The organism is Streptomyces sp. NPDC053367 (genome assembly GCF_044545925.1).
GTDB lineage: Bacteria > Actinomycetota > Actinomycetes > Streptomycetales > Streptomycetaceae > Streptomyces.
The window spans coordinates 363,298-382,849 of sequence record NZ_JBITYN010000007.1; the positions used below are offsets into that span (position 1 = coordinate 363,298).

The 19,552-nt window shown below is 73.9% G+C and carries 21 protein-coding genes; 13 read left to right on the forward strand and 8 right to left on the reverse strand.

The genetic code is table 11. From position 1 onward, the window contains the following. Nucleotides 1–8: 8 nt before the first annotated feature. Together ACIGXJ_RS21630 and ACIGXJ_RS21635 are read left to right on the forward strand one after the other, a co-directional pair. Nucleotides 9–704, forward strand: coding sequence for a futalosine hydrolase (locus ACIGXJ_RS21630; protein WP_399647740.1), 696 nt, complete (start codon nucleotides 9–11; stop codon nucleotides 702–704). Continuing rightward, nucleotides 701–1,540, forward strand: a complete 840-nt coding sequence (locus tag ACIGXJ_RS21635; protein WP_399647742.1) for a 1,4-dihydroxy-6-naphthoate synthase — start codon at nucleotides 701–703, stop codon at nucleotides 1,538–1,540. The genes ACIGXJ_RS21630 and ACIGXJ_RS21635 overlap by 4 nt, the downstream gene beginning before the upstream one ends. A gap of 18 nt (nucleotides 1,541–1,558) precedes the next feature. Here ACIGXJ_RS21635 and ACIGXJ_RS21640 read toward each other — a convergent pair whose 3' ends face one another. Then, the gene (locus ACIGXJ_RS21640) at nucleotides 1,559–1,942 is read right to left on the reverse strand and encodes a cold-shock protein (RefSeq protein WP_399647744.1); all 384 of its coding nucleotides are present in this window, start codon (nucleotides 1,940–1,942) and stop codon (nucleotides 1,559–1,561) included. Between the two features lie 172 nt (nucleotides 1,943–2,114). Here ACIGXJ_RS21640 and ACIGXJ_RS21645 point away from each other — a divergent pair, with 172 nt between their 5' ends. Further along, nucleotides 2,115–2,360 carry a hypothetical protein gene (locus tag ACIGXJ_RS21645; protein ID WP_399647746.1) on the forward strand — a complete coding sequence of 82 codons (246 nt, stop codon included), beginning with the start codon at nucleotides 2,115–2,117 and terminating at the stop codon, nucleotides 2,358–2,360. Between the two features lie 9 nt (nucleotides 2,361–2,369). On the opposite strand, the gene ACIGXJ_RS21650 is transcribed toward ACIGXJ_RS21645, so the two are convergent. Both ACIGXJ_RS21650 and ACIGXJ_RS21655 read right to left on the reverse strand, forming a co-directional pair. Beyond that, nucleotides 2,370–3,008 (reverse strand): HAD family hydrolase, encoded by a 639-nt coding sequence (locus ACIGXJ_RS21650; RefSeq protein ID WP_399647749.1) that lies wholly within the window; start codon nucleotides 3,006–3,008, stop codon nucleotides 2,370–2,372. 43 nt (nucleotides 3,009–3,051) lie between these two features. Then, nucleotides 3,052–4,011, reverse strand: coding sequence for a hypothetical protein (locus ACIGXJ_RS21655; RefSeq protein ID WP_399647751.1), 960 nt, complete (start codon nucleotides 4,009–4,011; stop codon nucleotides 3,052–3,054). A 148-nt stretch (nucleotides 4,012–4,159) separates the two neighbouring features. On the opposite strand from ACIGXJ_RS21655, the gene ACIGXJ_RS21660 reads away from it, so the two are divergent. The 4 genes from ACIGXJ_RS21660 to ACIGXJ_RS21675 all read left to right on the forward strand — a co-directional run bounded on the left by ACIGXJ_RS21660 (nucleotide 4,160) and on the right by ACIGXJ_RS21675 (nucleotide 10,400). Next, nucleotides 4,160–6,679 (forward strand): helicase-associated domain-containing protein, encoded by a 2,520-nt coding sequence (locus tag ACIGXJ_RS21660; RefSeq protein ID WP_399647753.1) that lies wholly within the window; start codon nucleotides 4,160–4,162, stop codon nucleotides 6,677–6,679. Between the two features lie 220 nt (nucleotides 6,680–6,899). Next, nucleotides 6,900–7,646, forward strand: a complete 747-nt coding sequence (locus ACIGXJ_RS21665) for a CHAP domain-containing protein (RefSeq protein WP_399647756.1) — start codon at nucleotides 6,900–6,902, stop codon at nucleotides 7,644–7,646. Between the two features lie 65 nt (nucleotides 7,647–7,711). Next, on the forward strand, nucleotides 7,712–8,683 hold the full coding sequence (locus tag ACIGXJ_RS21670; protein ID WP_399647758.1) for an RICIN domain-containing protein: 972 nt from the start codon (nucleotides 7,712–7,714) through the stop codon (nucleotides 8,681–8,683). A 73-nt stretch (nucleotides 8,684–8,756) separates the two neighbouring features. Next, the gene (locus tag ACIGXJ_RS21675; RefSeq protein ID WP_399647760.1) at nucleotides 8,757–10,400 is read left to right on the forward strand and encodes a DNA repair helicase XPB; all 1,644 of its coding nucleotides are present in this window, start codon (nucleotides 8,757–8,759) and stop codon (nucleotides 10,398–10,400) included. Nucleotides 10,401–10,410: 10 nt separating this feature from the next. Here the strand turns inward: ACIGXJ_RS21675 and ACIGXJ_RS21680 are convergent, their stop codons facing one another. Further along, nucleotides 10,411–10,590: a hypothetical protein gene (locus tag ACIGXJ_RS21680; RefSeq protein WP_399647763.1), complete on the reverse strand. Its 180-nt coding sequence runs from the start codon at nucleotides 10,588–10,590 to the stop codon at nucleotides 10,411–10,413. A gap of 335 nt (nucleotides 10,591–10,925) precedes the next feature. Here ACIGXJ_RS21680 and ACIGXJ_RS21685 point away from each other — a divergent pair, with 335 nt between their 5' ends. Continuing rightward, nucleotides 10,926–12,890, forward strand: coding sequence for a HelD family protein (locus tag ACIGXJ_RS21685; RefSeq protein WP_399648105.1), 1,965 nt, complete (start codon nucleotides 10,926–10,928; stop codon nucleotides 12,888–12,890). 163 nt (nucleotides 12,891–13,053) lie between these two features. Here ACIGXJ_RS21685 and ACIGXJ_RS21690 read toward each other — a convergent pair whose 3' ends face one another. Next, entirely contained in the window at nucleotides 13,054–13,746 is a 693-nt protein-coding gene (locus tag ACIGXJ_RS21690; protein ID WP_399647766.1) for a copper homeostasis protein CutC, read from the reverse strand. Nucleotides 13,747–13,914: 168 nt separating this feature from the next. Between ACIGXJ_RS21690 and ACIGXJ_RS21695 the strand changes: the two genes are divergently transcribed. Then, nucleotides 13,915–14,559, forward strand: coding sequence for a hypothetical protein (locus ACIGXJ_RS21695; RefSeq protein WP_399647768.1), 645 nt, complete (start codon nucleotides 13,915–13,917; stop codon nucleotides 14,557–14,559). 27 nt (nucleotides 14,560–14,586) lie between these two features. Then, nucleotides 14,587–15,681, forward strand: coding sequence for a GNAT family N-acetyltransferase (locus ACIGXJ_RS21700; protein ID WP_399647770.1), 1,095 nt, complete (start codon nucleotides 14,587–14,589; stop codon nucleotides 15,679–15,681). 3 nt (nucleotides 15,682–15,684) lie between these two features. Here the strand turns inward: ACIGXJ_RS21700 and ACIGXJ_RS21705 are convergent, their stop codons facing one another. Both ACIGXJ_RS21705 and ACIGXJ_RS21710 read right to left on the reverse strand, forming a co-directional pair. After that, a complete protein-coding gene (locus tag ACIGXJ_RS21705; RefSeq protein WP_399647772.1) occupies nucleotides 15,685–15,951 on the reverse strand; it encodes a DUF4031 domain-containing protein in 267 nt (88 codons plus the stop codon). Further along, nucleotides 15,948–16,328, reverse strand: a complete 381-nt coding sequence (locus tag ACIGXJ_RS21710; RefSeq protein WP_399647775.1) for a hypothetical protein — start codon at nucleotides 16,326–16,328, stop codon at nucleotides 15,948–15,950. Before ACIGXJ_RS21710 ends, ACIGXJ_RS21705 begins: the two co-directional genes overlap by 4 nt. Nucleotides 16,329–16,384: 56 nt before the next feature. Between ACIGXJ_RS21710 and ACIGXJ_RS21715 the strand changes: the two genes are divergently transcribed. Together ACIGXJ_RS21715 and murQ are read left to right on the forward strand one after the other, a co-directional pair. Then, a complete protein-coding gene (locus ACIGXJ_RS21715) occupies nucleotides 16,385–17,311 on the forward strand; it encodes a MurR/RpiR family transcriptional regulator (RefSeq protein ID WP_399647777.1) in 927 nt (308 codons plus the stop codon). Nucleotides 17,312–17,348: 37 nt separating this feature from the next. Then, nucleotides 17,349–18,275, forward strand: coding sequence for an N-acetylmuramic acid 6-phosphate etherase (gene murQ, locus ACIGXJ_RS21720; RefSeq protein WP_399647779.1), 927 nt, complete (start codon nucleotides 17,349–17,351; stop codon nucleotides 18,273–18,275). Here the strand turns inward: murQ and ACIGXJ_RS21725 are convergent. Next, nucleotides 18,247–18,894, reverse strand: coding sequence for a dihydrofolate reductase family protein (locus ACIGXJ_RS21725; protein ID WP_399647782.1), 648 nt, complete (start codon nucleotides 18,892–18,894; stop codon nucleotides 18,247–18,249). The genes murQ and ACIGXJ_RS21725 overlap by 29 nt on opposite strands. Nucleotides 18,895–18,981: 87 nt before the next feature. On the opposite strand from ACIGXJ_RS21725, the gene ACIGXJ_RS21730 reads away from it, so the two are divergent. Further along, nucleotides 18,982–19,551, forward strand: coding sequence for a hypothetical protein (locus tag ACIGXJ_RS21730; protein ID WP_399647784.1), 570 nt, complete (start codon nucleotides 18,982–18,984; stop codon nucleotides 19,549–19,551). The last annotated feature ends 1 nt before the right edge of the window (nucleotide 19,552 follow it).

Consider the following 19,552-nt stretch of genomic DNA (forward strand, 5'->3'; position numbering starts at 1 on the left):
CGTCGCGCGTGCTCGTCGCCACCGCCGTCCCCGCCGAACGGGACGCGGTGGCGCGGGCGTTCCCGGAGCCGCCCGCCGAGGTGCCCCTGCCCGGCGCGGTGCTGCACCGGATCCCCGGTGGGCCGGACCTGCTGGCCGCCGGTGTGGGCCCGGCCCGCGCCGCCGCGTCGGTCGCGGCCGCGCTGACCGTGGCAGCCCTGGAGCACAGGCCGTACACGCTGGTCGTCAGCGCCGGCATCGCGGGCGGGTTCCAGCCGGCCGCGCCCGTCGGCTCGCTCGTCGTCGCCGACGCGATCACCGCCGCCGACCTGGGCGCGGAGACCGCCGAGGGTTTCCTGCCGGTCACCGAGCTCGGCTTCGGGACCGTCACCCACCGTCCGCCCGACGGCCTGGTACGACAGTGCGCCGCCGCCACCGGAGCGGCGGCCGGGACCGTGCTGACCGTCTCGACCGTCACCGGCACCGCCGCCCGCGCCGGGGCCCTGCGGGAGCGTCACCCGGGCGCCCTCGCCGAGGCGATGGAGGGCTTCGGGGTCGCCGAGGCGGCCGCCCTGCACGGCACGCCCGTGCTGGAGATCCGCGCGGTCTCCAACCCCGTCGGCCCGCGCGACCGCGCCGCCTGGCGCATCGGCGACGCGCTCGCCGCCCTGACGACGGCCTTCGGGAAGCTCGCACCCGTCCTGGAGAGTTGGAGAACGGCATGAGCCTGCGGATCGCGTACTCCCCCTGCCCGAACGACACCTTCGTCTTCGACGCCCTCGCCCACGGCCGCGTCCCCGGCGCGCCCGCGCTCGACGTGACGTTCGCCGACATCGACCTCACCAACGGCATGGCCGAGCGCGGCGAGTTCGACGTGCTGAAGGTGTCGTACGCCGTCCTGCCGTACGTCCTCGACGAGTACGCGCTGCTGCCGTGCGGGGGCGCGCTGGGGCGGGGCTGCGGACCGCTGGTGCTGAGCGCGGAGGCGGGGACCGACCTGACGGGCGCCACGGTCGCGGTGCCGAGCCGGACGTCGACGGCGTATCTCCTCTTCCGCCTGTGGGCGGCGGACACGGTCCCCGGCGGGGTCGGCGAGATCGTGGTGATGCCGTTCCACGAGATCATGCCTGCCGTGCGGGACGGGAAGGTCGACGCGGGTCTCGTGATCCACGAGGCGCGGTTCACGTACCAGGACTACGGGCTGCACAAGCTGGCCGACATGGGCGAGCACTGGGAGAGCGCCACGGGGCTGCCCATCCCGCTCGGCGCGATCATCGCCAGGCGGTCGCTGGGCGCCGGCACGCTGCGGCTGCTGGCCGACTCCATCCGCACGTCCGTACGGGCCGCGTGGGACGACCCGGAGGTGTCCCGCCCGTATGTGATGGAGCACGCGCAGGAGATGGACCCGGCGGTCGCGGACCAGCACATCGGGCTCTACGTCAACGAGTTCACGGCCGACCTCGGCGAGGACGGCTACGCGGCCGTGCGCGGGCTGCTGACCCGTGCGGCGGCCGAGGGGCTGCTGCCGCCCCTCGGCCCGGACGCGCTGGACTTTCCGTAGGCCGGATCTTCCGGCGGGTCAGACGTCGAGCTGGTCGGCGACCGCGCGGAGCAGCCCGGCGACCTTCTTCCCGGCGGTCCTCTCGGGGTAGCGGCCGCGCTCCAGGGTCTGTGTGACGTTCTCCAGGAGTGTGGTCAGGTCCTGGACGATGGAGGCCAGTTCGTCCGGCTTCTTGCGCTGGGCGGCCGCGACCGACGGGGTGGGCTCCAGGAGCGTCACCGACAGGGCCTGGTCGCCGCGCTGGCCGGCGACGACCCCGAACTCCACGCGCTGGCCCGGCTTGAGCGTCTCGACTCCGGCGGGGAGAACCGAGGAATGGACGAAGACGTCACCGCCGTCGTCGCGGGAGAGAAAGCCGAAGCCCTTCTCGCTGTTGAACCACTTGACCTTGCCGGTAGGCACGTCTGTCCTCGTCCTCGTACTCGTCGGAAAATGCCGGTGACTGCTCTGGTTACTGCTCATAACGCCATACGGCGGGTCGTCGCTGACCCGCCGGTACCAAGGCTAATGGTCCCGGGGCGGCTGACAAGACGTCGCCCGGTTGTTCCTTCGGACCGGGAACTACCCTGGTCGGGTGCGTGACAAAACCCAGACGAATTCCGCCGAGCCCGGTGACCGGTTGATCCGCACCGGTGCGATCGTGTTCTTCCTCGGTGCGGTGGCCACTTTGGTCACCCTGGCCCCGCTGCTGCTGGGGACGACCCCGTTTCCGACGTACATGTTCGGGCTGAGCATGCTCATGGGCGTCGGATTTCTGATCGCGGGCGCCGGGGTGCTGCGCTCGATCGCCGCGGGCCGGCGGCGGGCGGCCGCGCGGTAGCGGCCGCGCTCAGCCGCGGGCCGTCCGCTCCAGGTGGCCGGCCAGCCACCGCGGGAACTCGGTGAGGTCCGCGAGGACGACGTCCGCGCCCGCCGCGCGCAGCTCGTCCGCGCCGAACGGGCCCGTCGCCACGGTGACCGACAGCGCGTCCGCCGCCCGCGCGCCGCGCACATCGCCCTCGTGGTCGCCGACGTAGACGTCCGCGCCGTGCTCGCGCAGCGCCACCGCCTTCTGCTCGGCCCACAGGTCGCCGACCAGCACGTCCGCCCGGATGTCCAGGTGGTCCAGGTGCAGCTTGGCGTTGGGCTCGTACTTCGCCGTCACCACCAGCGAGCGCCCGCCCGCCTCCCGTACGGCGTCGATCGCCTCGCGGGCGCCGGGCAGCGCGAGCGTGCCCGTGACGGCGTACGACGGGTACAGCGACCGGTAGAGACCGGCCATCTCCTCGACCCGCTCGGCCGGGAACCAGTTCCCGATCTCCTCCACCAGCGGCGGCCCCAGCCGGGTGACCGCGAGATCGGCGTCGATGAACGTCCCCGTCCGCTCGGCGAGCGCCGTGTAGCAGGCGTGGATGCCGGGACGGGAGTCGATCAGCGTCATGTCGAGATCGAAGCCGACGGTGAGCGCGGGTGCGGTGGAGTAGGCCATATGGGCCATTGTGCCGGGGGTGCGCGGACGGGGTCCGGGTGTCTCACTTCCGGCGCTGGGAGCGCCAGAACAGGAACAGGGCGGAGGCCAGGGCCGCGCCGCGCAGGACCCAGGGGTAGGTGTCGGTGAGGGCGTCGGCGGTGTGGCCCTCGGCGATGGGCTCGCCCCAGCGGCCGGTGCCGCGGCCCCACAGCCAGACCAGGCCGGCGGCGACCGCGAGGCCCGGTACGACGAACACGGTGGCCTTGATCTCGGCCTTGCTCAGACGACGGGAGGCCCAGGCGATCAGCCAGCCGAACGCCATCGGGACCGGGTCGCCGATCAGCGCGCCCGCCACCAGCAGCGCGACCGCGCACAGCAGCAGGGGGTTGTTCCAGCGGCGTACGGCGGTAAGTCCGGGGAGCCGTCGGCGCTCGGCGGTCTCCTCACCCCCGGCCGCCTCCTCCCGCGCCTCTTCCCCCTCGTCCCGGGCCTCTTCCTCCGGCTCCTCCTTCTGCGGCCCCTTCCTCGGGGGGCGCTTGAGCAGTTCGGGGATCGTCACTCCGCCGACGAAGCCGGGGACCTCGTCGCCGGGGCCGTAGGGGCCGCTGCCCTCCACGCGCCACCAGTCCGGCTGGGTCACGCTGTCGCCGAGTTCGTCGGCGGTGGCGAGGTGCGGGGGTGCGGCGCCCTCGGAGCGGGGCCGGGGCACGGAGGTGCGGGGGGCGTCGGCGCCGTCGCGCTGGGCGGGCACGGCGGCGGGGCCGGGCGGCTGCTCGGTGACACGGCCGGCCGTACCGCCGCCGGCCGCGGTGACGACCTCGTCCGGGCTGCCGATGCGCTCCAGGATGCGGCGGACCGCGGCCGGGGAGTCCACCACCGCCTTCGCGCGTCTGCGGTCGATCTCGTCGCGCAGCGCGGAGACCAGGCGCATGCGCTCGGCCGAGGGCAGCTGCCTCTGGTGGGCCACGTCTCCCACGCGGCTCAGATACTCGTAGACGACCTGGTCGCTCTCGATCCCCACGGGCACGAAGGTACCGCGCGGACGGTCCGGGGTGGCTGATCTCGCCTTCGGGCGGCGGGTAGTTGCGGGTTCCTCGCGCAGTTCCCCGCGCCCCGCGGGGCGACGCGGCCCCGCCTCACTGTCACGGGCACCCGCTAACGTGGGCAAGATGAGCACCGAGGCCCCGGCTCCCAGGTCCCTCGCGGAAGCGCTCCGCGCCAGGGACGACTCCTCGCTGGCCGCGCTGTTGCGCAGCCGCCCCGACCTCATCACGCCCGTCCCCACGGACCTGACGCAGCTCGCCACCCGGGCAGGCACGCGCGCCTCGGTCGTACGGGCCCTGGAACGCCTGGACCGGTTCGCGCTGCAGACGGCGGAGGCGCTCGCGGTGGCCGGCGATCCGGCGACGTACGACGAGCTGCTCGGGCTGATGGGCGGCGACGAGGGCGAACCGCTGGTGACGGCCGCGCTGCCGCAGGCGCTCGGCACGCTGCGGGAGCAGGCGCTGGTGTGGGGCGGCGACGACCGGCTGCGTCTGGTACGCACGGCCCGGGAGCTGCTCGCGCCGTCGCCGCAGCATCCGTCGCCGACGGGGCTCGGGCCGACCGTGCGGGAGGCGACGGCGGGCATGTCGCCCGGGCGGATCCAGGAGATCGTGACGGCGGCCGGGCTGCCGTCCACGCACGACCCGGTGTCCGCCGCCGACGCGCTGAGCGGACTGTTCCGGGACCGGGCACGGCTGTCGGCGCTGCTGGACGAGGCGCCCGCGGAGTCGGTCGAGGTGCTGGAGCGGCTGGTGTGGGGGCCGCCGTACGGGCAGGTGACCGCCGATCCGGCGCCCCGGCTGCGCTGGCTGCTCGACCGGGGTCTGCTGCTGCCGACCGCGCCGGGCACGGTGGTGCTGCCGCGCGAGGTGGCGCTGCATCTGCGCGCCGGGCGGGCGCACCGCACCCCGGAGCCGGTGCCGCCCGCGGTGCCGGCCGCGGCCACGCACGCGGCGAAGGTGGTGGACGCGACGGCGGCCGGGCAGGCGTTCACCGCGCTGGCGACGGTCGAGGAGCTGCTGAAGGAGTGGGACGAGGGCGGCCCCGCGGTGCTGCGGGCCGGCGGGCTGAGCGTGCGCGACCTGAAGCGGACGGCGGTCGCCCTCGACGTGTCCGAGCCGGTCGCGGCGTTCTGGGTGGAACTGGCCTACGGGGCCGGGCTGATCGCGTCGGACGGCGAGGCCGACGAGCGGTACGCGGCCACCCCCGCCTACGACGAGTGGCTGGAGCGTCCCGCCGCCGAGCGCTGGGCGCACCTGGCGCAGACCTGGCTGACGGCGACCCGCACCTCCGGGGTGATCGGCGGCCGGGACGCCAAGGACCGCACCCTGTCGGCGCTCGGCCCGGGCCTGGACCGGTCGGCGGCGCCCGAGGTGCGCCACCGGGTGCTGGTGCTGCTGGCCGGCCTGCCCGAGGGCGCCGCCCCCGACGCCGAGTCGGTGCTGGCCCGGCTGCACTGGGAGCGGCCGCTGCGCGGCGGCGGCCGGCGTGACGAGGACGACCTGCGCACCAGGCTGGCCCGCTGGACCCTGTCGGAGGCCGAGCTGCTCGGGGTGACCGGGCGGGGGGCGCTGTCGTCGCACGGGCGGGCGCTGCTGGCGCTGCCTGCCCCGGCCGGGCACGTGGCGGAAGGGCCCGGCGACAGGCTCCCGGTCCACCACAGGCCGGCCTCCGCCGAGCCCCTCTCCCCCGCCGAGCAGGCGGTGGCCTCGGCGGCGGCGGCCCGGCTGCTGGCGCCGCTGCTGCCGGAGCCGCTGGACCACGTGCTGCTGCAGGCCGACCTGACGGCGGTGGCGCCCGGCCCGCTGGAGCGGCCGCTGGCCGAGACGCTCGGGGTGCTCGCGGACGTCGAGTCCAAGGGCGGCGCGACCGTCTACCGCTTCACACCGGCCTCGGTGCGCCGCGCCCTGGACGCCGGCCGCAGCGCCTCCGACCTGCACGCCTTCCTCGCCGCGCACTCCCGTACGCCCGTCCCGCAGCCGCTCGCCTACCTGATCGACGACGTGGCCCGCAGACACGGGCACCTGCGCGTGGGGGCGGCCTCGGCGTACGTGCGCTGCGACGACGACGCCCTGCTGAACGAGATCCTGGCCGACAAGCGTGCCGCCGGGCTGCGGCTGCGCCGTCTGGCGCCGACCGTGCTGGCCGCGCAGGCCGACCCGGCGACCCTGCTGGAGGGGCTGCGCGCGATGGGCTTCGCCCCGGCGGCCGAGTCGGCGGAGGGCGACGTCCTGATCACCCGCGCCCACGCCCACCGCACGCCGCCGCGCACCGCCCCGGAGCCGGTACCGGAGGGCCCGCCGGCCCCGGACGCCACGCTGCTCACGGCGGCGATCCGCGCGATCCGGGCGGGCGACCTGGCCTCCACGGCCCCGCGCAAGGAGGTGTCCGCCGCCTCCCCCGCATCCGGCGAACTCCCCCGCACCTCCTCCGCCGAGACCCTCGCCACCATGCAGGCCGCCGTCCTCACCGGCCAGGCCCTGTGGATCGGCTACGTCAACGCCGAGGGCGCCGCCAGCCAGCGCGTGATCGCCCCCGTCCGCGTGGAGGGCGGCTTCGTCACGGCGTACGACCACACGGCCGACGAGGTCCGCACGTATCCGCTGCACCGCATCACGGGCGTCGCCGAACTCGCCGACGACTAGTCCCCGCCGGGGTCCCCGCCGGGGTCTCCTCCGCGGTTCCCTCTCCCTCGCACGCTGTCCGGGCACGGCTCTGACCTGCCCGGACAGCGTCCGGCTGTCCCGGACATGTCCTGGACAGCCGAAGCCGTTGTGGGCCCCGCCCCGGCCCGTCCAGTGTTTCGGTCCGTCAGCCGGTCCCGCCCTCGGGTCCGGCGCCCAACGGACGGAAGGAAGCACGGGAATGTCACTCACGAACACGGCGAAGACCACGGCCGTCGCGGGGGCGGTCCTGGCCATGACGCTGGGGAGCCTCGCCACGGCCGGCCCGGCCGAGGCCGCGACCGCTCCGGGCAAGAAGGCCGCCGAGATCGCGCTGGGCCAGTACACGAGCAGCAACCCCGAGGTGCGGAAGCGCACCTACGAGGGTGACGCCGAGGACGGCGACACCGAGAGGAACAACTGCAACTTCTACACCGGGTTCTGGACGTCGAAGGCCAACTACCGCTGGGACCGCACCAGCGCTCCCCGGCACGGCACGATCAACAACCGCCAGGCGTGCGGCACGAGCAAGGGCTACATGTACATCAAGGTCGACGGGGCCTGGAAGAAGAAGTGGACCAGCGTGAAGTGGACCTCTCGCGCCTGGTGCGCGGACTTCGCCAAGTACAGCTGGTACTGGGCCGGGGCGAAGATCACCGGGCTGAACGCGCTGGCCGACTCGTTCCGCAGGTACGGGATCTCCAACGGCACCTGGCACAGCAAGGCGAGCGGCTACAAGCCCAAGCCCGGTGACGCGGTGATCTACGACGGCGCCGGCAACCGCTTCGACGGCATCGGCGACCACGTGGGCGTCGTGACCTCGTACGGCTCGGGCAAGTACCGGTCGGTGGAGGGCAACACCTCCCTGGAGCGGCTCACCTACAAGAAGGACCAGCCGTTCGACGGGCGCCGGGTGCTCGGCTACACCACGCCGGTGAAGAAGCGGTGATCCCCGGGCGCGCGATGTCCTGAAAGTGCTTTCCAAGCCGACAGGCCCACGCCAAGATCGGTGACATGGGTCACAGGGCACCGTCGCCTCAGAACATACGGACCGCGGCCGAGCTGAACGCGCAGCTGCGGGAACTGAAGGCGCGCTCCCGGCTGACCTACCGTCAGCTCGAGGAGCGCGCCGCCGGACAGGGCGAGCTGCTGCCCCGCAGCACCCTCGCCGACGTGCTCCGCCACGGCACCCTGCCCCGGCCGGAGCTGCTGACCGCGTTCATCCGCGCCTGCGGGGAGGGCGACGCCGTGGAGGAGTGGCTGGCCGCACGTCAGCGGGCCGCGGGACAGCCGCCCGTGGAGGAGCCGCCCGTGGAGGAGCCGCCCGTGGAGGAGCCGCCAGGGGAGGAGCCGTCAGGGGAGGAGCCGTCCGGGGGCGGCGGCCGTCGTACGGGGGTCGGGGGCCGCCGCCCGGGCAGTGCCGCCCGGCGCAGGTGGTGGCTGGCCGGCGGAGCCGCCCTCGCGGTCGCGCTGGTCGCGGCCGGGTTCCGGCTGCTGGGGGACTCCGGCGGGCCGGACGCGGGGGCCCGGCCGCCGGGTGAGGAGGTCCTCATCCGGCCGGCCGGCTCCCCCGGACTGTGCCTGACCGACGGACAGCCGGCCGACGGGCGCTACGACTCCCTCGTCGCCGTCCAGCGACCCTGCGCCGAGGCGGTGCCGCCGGCCACGACCCTGGACCCGGCCGGCCGCGACACCTACCGCATCGCCTGGCACCACCCCGACCACGGCAAGGGCTGTCTGAAGGCCCTCACCTCGGGCGACGGGAAGGGGCTGCTGGAACCGTGGGAGGCGTGCGGGAAGACGACCCTCTTCCGGTTCGTACCCGCCGAGGACGAGCGGGACGACACCTACCGGATCCACGTCACCGACACCACGTGCGTCGCCGTCGCCGGCACCCGCGCGGGCGCCGAGGCGGTCGTCGCGCCCTGCGCGGACGTCGACGCCCAGCTGTTCGTCGTCGAACCCGATACCGCGCACGGCGACTGAGATCACCGTCCGGGATCGGAGCCGGATGGGGCACACTGGACGTTTGGCCCGCGTGGAAGGGATGGACACGCACGTGAACGGACCGCTGATCGTCCAGTCGGACAAGACCCTGCTCCTGGAAGTCGACCACGAGCAGGCGGACGCCTGTCGACGGGCCATCGCGCCGTTCGCCGAGCTGGAGCGGGCGCCCGAGCACATCCACACCTACCGGCTCACCCCGCTGGGCCTGTGGAACGCGCGCGCCGCCGGGCACGACGCCGAGCAGGTGGTGGACGCGCTGGTGCAGTACAGCCGCTACCCCGTGCCGCACGCGCTGCTGGTGGACATCGCCGAGACGATGGACCGCTACGGCCGCCTCACCCTGTCCAAGCACCCCGCGCACGGGCTGGTCCTCACCACCACCGACCGCCCCGTCCTGGAGGAGGTGCTGCGCTCCAAGCGGATCGCCCCGCTGGTCGGCGCGCGCATCGACCCGGACACCGTCGCCGTGCACCCCTCCGAGCGCGGGCAGATCAAGCAGACGCTGCTGAAGCTGGGCTGGCCGGCCGAGGACCTCGCCGGGTACGTCGACGGCGAGGCGCACCCGATCGACCTCGCCGAGGACGGCTGGGCGCTGCGGCCCTACCAGAAGCAGGCCGTGGAGAACTTCTGGCACGGCGGCAGCGGAGTCGTGGTGCTGCCCTGCGGCGCCGGGAAGACGCTGGTGGGCGCCGGGGCGATGGCCCAGGCCCGGTCGACGACGCTGATCCTCGTCACCAACACGGTCTCGGCGCGGCAGTGGAAGCACGAGCTGGTGAAGCGGACCTCGCTGACCGAGGACGAGATCGGCGAGTACAGCGGCACCAGGAAGGAGATCCGGCCGGTCACCATCGCCACCTACCAGGTGCTGACGACCCGGCGGAAGGGCGTCTACCCGCACCTGGAGCTGTTCGACTCCCGCGACTGGGGCCTGATCGTCTACGACGAGGTGCACCTGCTGCCCGCGCCGGTGTTCAAGTTCACCGCCGACCTCCAGGCGCGGCGCCGCCTCGGCCTGACCGCGACCCTCGTCCGCGAGGACGGCCGCGAGTCCGACGTGTTCTCCCTCATCGGGCCCAAGCGGTTCGACGCGCCCTGGAAGGAGATCGAGGCGCAGGGCTACATCGCGCCCGCGGACTGCGTGGAGGTGCGGGTCAACCTCACCGACTCCGAGCGGCTGGCGTACGCGACCGCGGAGGCCGAGGAGAAGTACCGCTTCTGCGCGACGACCGCGACCAAGCGGAAGGTGACCGAGGCGATCGTGCGCCGGTTCGCGGGGCAGCAGATCCTCGTCATCGGGCAGTACATCGACCAGCTCGACGAACTGGGCGAGCACCTGAACGCCCCCGTGATCAAGGGCGAGACCTCCAACGCGCAGCGCGAGAAGCTCTTCGACGCCTTCCGGGAGGGCGAGATCAGCGTGCTGGTGGTGTCGAAGGTGGCGAACTTCTCCATCGACCTGCCGGAGGCGACCGTCGCCATCCAGGTCTCGGGCACCTTCGGCTCCCGCCAGGAGGAGGCCCAGCGCCTCGGCCGCGTCCTGCGCCCCAAGGCCGACGGGCACCAGGCCCATTTCTACTCGGTCGTCGCCCGCGACACCATCGACCAGGACTTCGCCGCCCACCGGCAGCGCTTCCTGGCCGAGCAGGGCTACGCCTACCGGATCGTGGACGCGGACGAGCTGCTCGCGGAGAGCTGAGCCCCGCGGTTCATCTGCGGCGGACTCCGGCCTCCTCGCCGTACTCGCCGAGGATGATCACGTCTATCGCGGCACCCGCGAACACCTTGAGCGCGCGCAGGGCGTCGCCCAGGCGGTGGCGGTGTCCGGCGGCCACGGGGCTGGCGCCGGACGGGCGGAGCGGGACCGGACCGATGGTTGCAGCACTCATGTCTCCATAGTGCGAGTGCGGCCGCGAAACGGCATCGGTCCAGGGTGGGAACCCCTGTCCGACCCCGGGGGGAGCGCACACCCTGGGGGACGGACCGGGCGCCCCCTAGGGGACGGAAAACCGTTGGCTCCCGCGCCGCCCGCTGCCCTACAATCTCCGCTCTTGCCCGCCTCCCCTCGACGGAGTGCCGCCGTCCGGACGGAAACCGGTCGGCATACCGCAGCCACCAGCCCGCCAGCAGGTCCCACGGAGGCACCCCCTTGTCCAGCACCGCCGTCGACCCCCTCTCCAGAGAGCGCTCCCACCTGGCCGCCTCCCGTGCCGCGCTGCGTGCCATGCGGGAGGACGTGGAGTCCCTGGACATCAGCGACGTGACCGCGAACTGGGTCAACGCCGAGGTCCTGGCCCGCCAGATCGAGGACCGCATCAAGGCGCTGGCCGACCTCAGCGACACCCCGCTGTTCTTCGGCCGCCTCGACTACCTGCACGCGCCCGGTGCCGAGCAGGCGGAAGGAGCGCAGGGCGAGCGCTTCTACATCGGACGGCGGCACGTCCACGACGCCGACGGCGACCCGATGGTCATCGACTGGCGAGCCCCGGTGTCGCAGCCGTTCTACCGCGCGTCCAAGAAGGACCCGATGGACATCGCGCTGCGCCGCCGCTTCGGCTACACCGGCGGCGACCTCACCGCGTACGAGGACGAGCACCTCTCCGACCCGGCCGAGGCGGCCAGGACCAGCAAGCTGCTCCAGCAGGAGATCGAGCGCCCGCGCGTGGGCCCCATGCGCGACATCGTCGCCACCATCCAGCCCGAGCAGGACGAGATCGTGCGGTCCGGCCTCGGCGGCACGGTGTGCGTACAGGGCGGGCCCGGCACCGGGAAGACGGCCGTCGGCCTGCACCGGGTGGCGTACCTGCTGTACGCCCACCGCGAGCGCCTCGCCCGTACCGGCACGCTCGTCATCGGGCCGAACCGGTCCTTCCTGCACTACATCGAGCAGGTCCTGCCCGCGCTCGGCGAGCTGACCGTACGGCAGGCCACCGTCGACGACCTGGTGGCGCACGTGGAGGTGCGCGGCACGGACGACGCGGCCGCCGCCGTCGTCAAGGGCGACGCCCGGATGGCCGAGGTGCTGCGCCGTGCCCTGTACGCGCACGTGGTGATGCCGGCCGAGGCCGTGGTCGTCGTACGGGGCTCACGCCGCTGGCGCGTGCCGGCGTACGAACTGGAGGAGATCGTCCGCGAGCTGCTGGACCGCGGTCTGCGCTACGGCGCCGCGCGCGAGGCCCTTCCGCAGCGGATCGCGCACGCGGTGCTGGTGCAGATGGAGCGGGCGGGCGAGGCCCCGGACGACCGGGTCCAGGACGCGGTGGCCCGCAACAGCGCGGTGAAGGCCGCCGTGAAGGCCCTCTGGCCGGCCGTCGACCCGGCGAAACTGGTGCTGCGGCTGCTGACGGACGCGGACTTCCTCGCCGTCCACGCGGACGGTGTGCTGAGCGACGACGAGCAGAAGACGATCCTGTGGGCGAAGCCGGTCCGCTCGGTGAAGTCGGCGAAGTGGTCGCCGGCCGACGCGGTGCTGATCGACGAGGCCGCCGACCTGATCGAGCGCACGCACTCCCTCGGGCACGTGGTGCTGGACGAGGCGCAGGACCTGTCGCCGATGCAGTACCGGGCGGTGGGTCGGCGCTGCACCACCGGCTCCGCGACCGTCCTCGGCGACCTCGCGCAGGGCACCACCCCCTGGGCGACCCGCAGCTGGGAGGAGGCGCTGGGTCATCTCGGCAAGTCCGACGCGGTCGTCGAGGAACTCACCGCCGGTTTCCGCGTACCGGCCGATGTCATCACGTACGCCTCCCGGCTGCTGCCGCACATCGCCCCCGGGCTGGCCCCGGTGGCCTCCGTCCGGGAGAACCCGGGCTCCTTCGAGGTCCGGTCGGCGCAGAGCGACCTCGCGGTCGTGGACGCCGTGCGGGACTCCCTGCGGCGGGAGGGGTCGATCGGCCTCATCGCGGCGGATGCGCGGGTCGCCGCGCTGGCCGCCGCTCTGGAGGAGGCCGGGATCCCGTGGCTCGACCCCGGTGAGGAGACCACGCCCGACACCCGGCTGACGCTGGTGCCCGCGTCGCTGGCCAAGGGTCTGGAGTACGACTACGTCGTGCTGGACGAGCCGCAGGCCGTGGTGGACGGGGAGCCGGACGAGCGGACGGGGCTGCGGCGGCTGTATGTGGCGCTGACCCGTGCGGTGTCGGGGCTGATCGTGGTGCACGGGGCGCCACTTCCGGTGCAACTGGGCTGAGTTCCGGGGCTGTTCGGGGGTGGCCGCTGTCGTCTCCGGGCTGTCCCGCCGTCGTGGCTGCCCGCGCGGTTCCCCGCGCCCCTCGAAGAGCGCGGGGAACCGCGCGAGCGACCCACGGTCACCCGCAGCCCGACATCGACCGTGACCAGCCCCCTCGGTCCGCTCAGTCCCCGTCCAGCACCCTCCGCCACTCGGCGACGGCCTGCGCGGAGACGGGCCCCGACCAGCCCGCGGGGCGCGCCGCGCCGCCGATGTGGAAGCCCTCCACGCCCGCCTCCCGCAGTCGCGGCACATGGTCGAGGCGCAGCCCGCCCCCGACGAGGATCTGCTGCTCATAGCCCGGCTCGCCCCGGCGCGCGGCCTCCGCCACCAGCGTGGGCAGGCCGTCGTCGACGCCGGTGGCCGAGCCCGCGGTGAGGTAGGTGTCGAGGCCGGGCAGCCCGTCGAGCTGCTTGCGCAGGGCGTCGCGGTCCGCGGCCCGGTCGATGGCGCGGTGGAAGGTCCAGGGGCAGCCCTCGATCTCGGCGACGACCCGCTCCACGGCGTACACGTCGACCCCGCCGTGCGGGTCGAGGAACCCGAGCACGAACTCGCTCGCCCCGGCCCCCCGCATCGCGCGCGCGGCGTCGGCCAGCAGGTCGACCCGCCCGGCGGCGAACCCGTCGGCGAGCCGCAGCATCACGCGCAGCGGGATGTCGACGGCGGCGCGGATCGCGGCGACGGTCGTGGCCCGCGGGGTCAGCCCGTCGGCGGCCATGTCGGTGACCAGCTCGAGGCGGTCCGCGCCTCCGGCCTGGGCGGCGACCGCGTCCTCGACGTCGAGGGCGATCACCTCCAGGACTGCACGCGTGCTCATACGGCCCCTTCCCGTCGGTGTCCTCGTGGTTCCTCGGTGTTACCTGAGCGACTACAGGTCTAGTCCAATCTCAGGGTACGTCGCGCCATGGGGCGCGGGGAACCGCGCGGGAAGCCACGATCACCCGCGGGTCCGACACCCGGGGGGCGCGCGCGGGAGAATGGCCGCATGGCCGATCTCGACGTCCTGCGCGCCCGTTTCGCCCGCGCCCTCGCCGGCGCCCGCGGTCCCGGCGACGGCCCCGACCCGGTGCCGTACGCCGACAACCTGCTCACCCGCTGGCAGGAGCCGCAGCGGCACTACCACACGCTCTCCCACCTGGTCGCGGTGCTGGACCACGTCGACACGCTGGAGCGGTACGCCGCCGACGCCGACGTCGTACGGCTGGCGGCCTGGTTCCATGACGCGGTGTACCTGCCGGACCGCTCCGAGAACGAGGAGCGGTCGGCCCGGCTCGCCGAGCGCGCGCTGCCCGAGGCGGGGGTGCCGGAGGACAAGACCTCCGAGGTGGCACGCCTGGTGCGGCTGACCGTCACGCACGACCCGGGCGAGGACGACTTCGACGGGCAGGTGCTGTGCGACGCCGACCTCGCGGTCCTCGCCTCGCCGCCGTCGGCGTACGCCGCGTACACGGCCGCCGTACGGGAGGAGTACCACTTCGTGCCGAACGACGCCTTCCGCGCGGGCCGTTCGGACGTCCTGCGCCAACTCCTCGCCCTGCCGCGGCTGTTCCACACGCCGTTCGGGCGCAGGCACTGGGAGGCGACGGCCCGCTACAACCTGCGCGGTGAGCTGGAAATGCTGTCGACCTGAGGGCGGAGGCCCGCCTAGCCTGCCCGCATGCGATTCATGGGTGCGGAGCGGGTGGAAGAGGCGGTCGCGGGCTGCGCGGCACTGCTGCGGACGGTGGTCGGGGAGGACTGGACGGGCACCAAGGCCGCGGGCCTGGACTGGAGTTGCCGGGAGACGGTCACGCACATCGCGAGCGACCTCGTCGGCTACGCCGGCAATCTGGCCGGCCGGCTGCAGTCGTCGTACGCGCCCTTCGACATCACCGTCGACGGCGACGAGAACGGCGACTACCGGGCCGACAACGCCGGCCAGATCGAGGTCGTGGAGGTCATGGGCGCGCTCTTCACCGCGACCCTGCGCACCACCCCGCGCGCGGCGCGCGGCTTCCACCCGTACCCCTTCCGCAGCGCGAACCGCGACGGCTTCGCCGCCATGGGCATCGCCGAGGTGCTGCTGCACACCCATGACATCGCCCGCGCCTTCGGCGTGCCCTACGAACCGGCCGCCGAGCTCGCCGAGTACGTCCTGACGACCATCTTCCCGGCCGTCCGGCCCGGCCCCGCCCCCTGGCCGACCCTGCTGTGGGCGACCGGCCGCGGCGACCTGCCCGGCCGTGAGCGGGTCACCCGGTGGAACTGGACCAACAACCACGTCCTCCAGGCCGGCCGCCTCACCCTGGAGGGCGTCACCCCGGCCGCCGCGGCCGACCTCCACAACGGCGGCGACGGCGGCTTCGACTGGGTCGGGGACGGACCGTTCGAGGGCACCCGGTCCGCCTCCGAGATGCTGGTCAAGGCGTACGAGGCGGGGGTGCACCGACCCGAGTTCGGCGTGTACGTCCTCGTCCGCGAGGAGGACGACCGCGCGGTCGGCGGCATGGGCTTCCACGGCGCGCCGGACGAGGAGGGCCGGGTGGAGGTCGGCTACGACCTCGCCGAGTCCGCCCGCGGCCAGGGCTACGCCACCGAGGCGCTGGGCGCGCTGACGCGCTGGGCGCTGGACCGCGAGGACGTCACGACCCTGATCGCCACGATCGACCGGGACAACCTCGCCTCCCAGGCGGTCGTCACCCGCACGGGCTTCGTCCAGGTCGGCGAGAAGGGCGACACGGGCGAGCTGCTGGTGTTCGAGCTGAAGGACTGACCGCTACGCGAGACGGCTCTTCCTCCTGCGCAGCCCCGCGCCGTGCAGCAGCCGCACCACCTCGCGGCTGCTGACCTCCACGGCGCCCGCCCGCACCGCGTCGGGGTAGCGGTGCGCGGGGATGTCGTAGTGGTCGCGTTCGAAGGCGCGGCGCGGCACGCCGAGACGGTCGGCGAAGCGGTGGAGTTCGTCGTACGAGACGTCGCTGACCAGGTGCGACCACATACGGCCGTGCCCCGGCCACTGCGGCGGGTCGATGTAGACGGTCACGAGGACGTGGCCCCGCCGGCCGCGCCCAGCGTGCCGACGCGGGCCACCCGCACACCGGCCTTGTGGCACACCCAGTGCGGGTCGGGCCCCAGTTCGGGCTCGACGTCCAGCGAGTGCGGGTCACCGGATCCGCACACCGGGCACAACGGCCAGCGCCCGTACCGCTCCAGGAGCGCGTCCTGGACGTCCTGGGCGACCAGCCCGGCGACATAGCCGACGCCCTCCGGCCACTGCTCGACCCACCAGCGGCGCTGCGCGACGGACTCCTCGACCATCGAGACGACGTCCGCCTCGGCGACCCGTCCCGCCATCAGATCGGCGAGCACCAGCGCGCGGGCAGCGTGCAGGGCCTGTTCCAGGGGGCTGAGGGCTTCCATAGGTCCCATTGTGCGCACTCTTGACCGCGACACCGAGCCGAAAATATCTTTCACGGGTGACCCGTGCACTGAAGGAAACTTTCTCCCCGTCGGGCGGCGGCACGGGCGGCACCGCGCCCGCACCGGCCGCCCTCGCCGCCAAGGTCCGTACCCTCGCCCCCTCGATGACCCGCTCCATGCAGCGCGTCGCCGAGGCCGTCGCGAGCGACCCGGCCGGCTGTGCGGCCCTCACGGTCACCGGCCTCGCCGAACTGACCGGCACCAGCGAGGCCACCGTCGTCCGCACCGCCCGCCTCCTCGGCTACCCCGGCTACCGCGACCTCCGCCTCGCCCTCGCCGGGCTGGCCGCCCAACAGCAGTCCGGGCGGGCGCCGTCCATCACCACCGACATCGCCGTCGACGACCCCATCGCCGACGTGGTGGCGAAGCTCGCCTACGACGAGCAGCAGACCCTCGCCGACACCGCGGCCGCCCTGGACACCGCGCAGCTCGGCGCCGCCGTCGCCGCGGCCGCCGCCGCCCGCCGCATCGACGTCTACGGCATAGGGGCCTCGGGCCTGGTCGCCCAGGACCTCACCCAGAAGCTCCTGCGCATAGGGCTGATAGCCCACGCCCACAGCGACCCCCACCTCGCGGTGACCAACGCGGTGCAGCTGCGGGCCGGGGACGTGGCGATCGCCATCACCCACTCGGGCTCGACCGGCGACGTCATAGAACCCCTCCGTGTCGCCTTCGAGCACGGCGCCACGACGGTCGCCGTCACCGGCCGCCCCGACTCCCCCGTCACCCAGTACGCCGACCACGTCCTGACGACCTCCACGGCCCGCGAGACAGAGCTGAGACCGGCGGCGATGTCATCGCGGACCAGCCAACTCCTCGTGGTGGACTGCCTGTTCGTGGGCGTGATGCAGCGGACCTACGACACCGCGGCCCCGGCGCTGGCGGCGTCGTACGAGGCACTGGCCCATCGGCACCGCCGCTAGTGCTCCCTGTCTTAGGAACCCGGAGAGAGCCGCCCCCATGAACCCCGAAGACCTCCGCCTGGACACCCTCGCCACAGAAGCCTTCCGCCCGGAACTCGCGGACATCGACCGCCTCCCCACCCTGGAGATCGCCCGCCTGATGAACACGGGCGACGCGACGGTCCCGGCCGCGGTGGCCGGACGCCTGCCGGAGATCGCCGCCGCGATCGACGCCGTGAGCCGGCGCATGGCCCACGGGGGCCGCCTGATCTACGCGGGCGCCGGCACCGCGGGCCGGCTCGGCGTCCTGGACGCCTCCGAGTGCCCGCCGACCTTCAACACCGATCCCGCCCAGGTCGTCGGCCTGATCGCGGGCGGCCCGCAGGCGATGGTGACCTCCGTGGAGGGCGCGGAGGACTCCGGGGAACTGGCGCGGGCGGACCTGGACGCCCTCAAGCTCGACGCCGAGGACACGGTGATCGGCGTCTCGGCCTCGGGCCGCACACCGTACGCCGTCGCGGCGGTGGAGCACGCCCGGGCCCTGGGCGCCCTCACCGTGGGCCTGTCCTGCAACACCGGCAGCCCGCTGGCCGCCGCCGCGGAGCACGGCATCGAGATCGTGACGGGCCCCGAGCTGATCACCGGCTCGACGCGGCTCAAGGCGGGCACGGCCCAGAAGCTCGTCCTCAACATGATCTCGACGATCACCATGATCCGGCTCGGCAAGACCTACGGGAACCTCATGGTCGACGTACGGGCCTCCAACGAGAAGCTGCGCGCCCGCTCCCGCCGGATCGTCGCCCTGGCGACCGGCGCCACGGACGCCGAGATCGAGTCGGCGCTGGCGGCGACCGACGGCGGGGTGAAGGACGCGATCCTCACCATCCTGGCCGGGGTGGACGGGGCGACGGCCGCCCGCCTCCTGGAGGAGTCCGGCGGCCGCCTGCGGGCCGCGCTCACTTCCTCCAGAACAGATGGTGCGTGACCCCGCTGGGGCTGGGCACGACCTCGCGGTGGAACCGGTCGAGCAGTTCGTCGGAGGACTCCCACAGCCGCACCCCCGAGCCGAGCTTCACGCCCGGTGAGACCGCCACGTGCAGGGTGTCGACGAGGTCGGCGTCGAGGAACTCCCGCACCGTGGTGGCGCCGCCGCCCAGCCGCACGTCCTTGCCCTGCGCGGCCTCCCGGGCCAGCCGCAGGACGGTGGCCGGATCACCGTCGACGAAGTGGAAGGTGGTGTCGGACAGCGTGAACGAGGGCCGCGGATGGTGCGTCATGACGAACACCGGCGTACGGAACGGAGGCTCGTCGCCCCACCACCCCTGCCACTCGTGGTCCTGCCACGGGCCGCGCTGAGGCCCGAACTTGTTGCGGCCCATGATCTCGGCTCCGATGTTGCGGCGGAAGTCCCGGGTGAAGTAGTCGTCGAGCCCCCGGCTCCCGCCGGGCTCCGTCCGGTTCGGCCAGCTCGCCGTGGCCCCGGCCCACGAGAACATCTCCCGCGGATCGGCATGCCCGAACGGCCGCTCCAGGCTCTGGCCCTCCCCGGCCGCGAACCCGTCACCCGACACACAGAGATTCTGGACACGCACCAGCTGACTCATGTGGCTCCTCCTGAAGTCGTCTCCAGGAAGTAGACCGAGACGCCACCGCAAACTCATCGGCGCCGCCACCGCCTACCCTGGGACAACATGAACCACGCCCAGCTCACCGCCCTCGGCCGTGCCCTGCGTCTACTCGGCGAGCACGGGGAGGCGCTGACCGCCGACACACCCGACGCCAGGCTGCACGAGGTGAAGGGGGACCTGCGGCGGGCGCTGGACCTGCTGGAGGAGGGCATTTCCACCGCGGCGCCCGCGACCCGCTGCGCCGAGCACCCCAACGGGCCCGTCGACACCGCGGCACCCGATCTGTGCCTGCTGTGCGAGACGCGCAGAAGGGCGGCGCGGCGGGCCGAGATCAACGGTCCGGCCGCGCCCCGGCCCGCGGAGACCGCGCCGTCGCGGTACGGGGTGCGCGAGGACCGGCCGCAGCCCCAGCAGCGCTGGCTGCCGGAGCTGTGGAACGGCCAGGAGTGGCAGCTGTGCGGCACGCCCCGGCGGGACCGGCGCGAGGCGGAGCTCTACCTCGCGGCCCAGCGGCGCGGTCCGCGGGCCGCGATGGCGTACCGGCTCGTCCACGAGTTCACGGACTACGAGGTGCTGCGCGTGTGGGGCACCCCGGTCCGCGTCGACATCGAGCCGCTGAACGGCAACCTGTGAA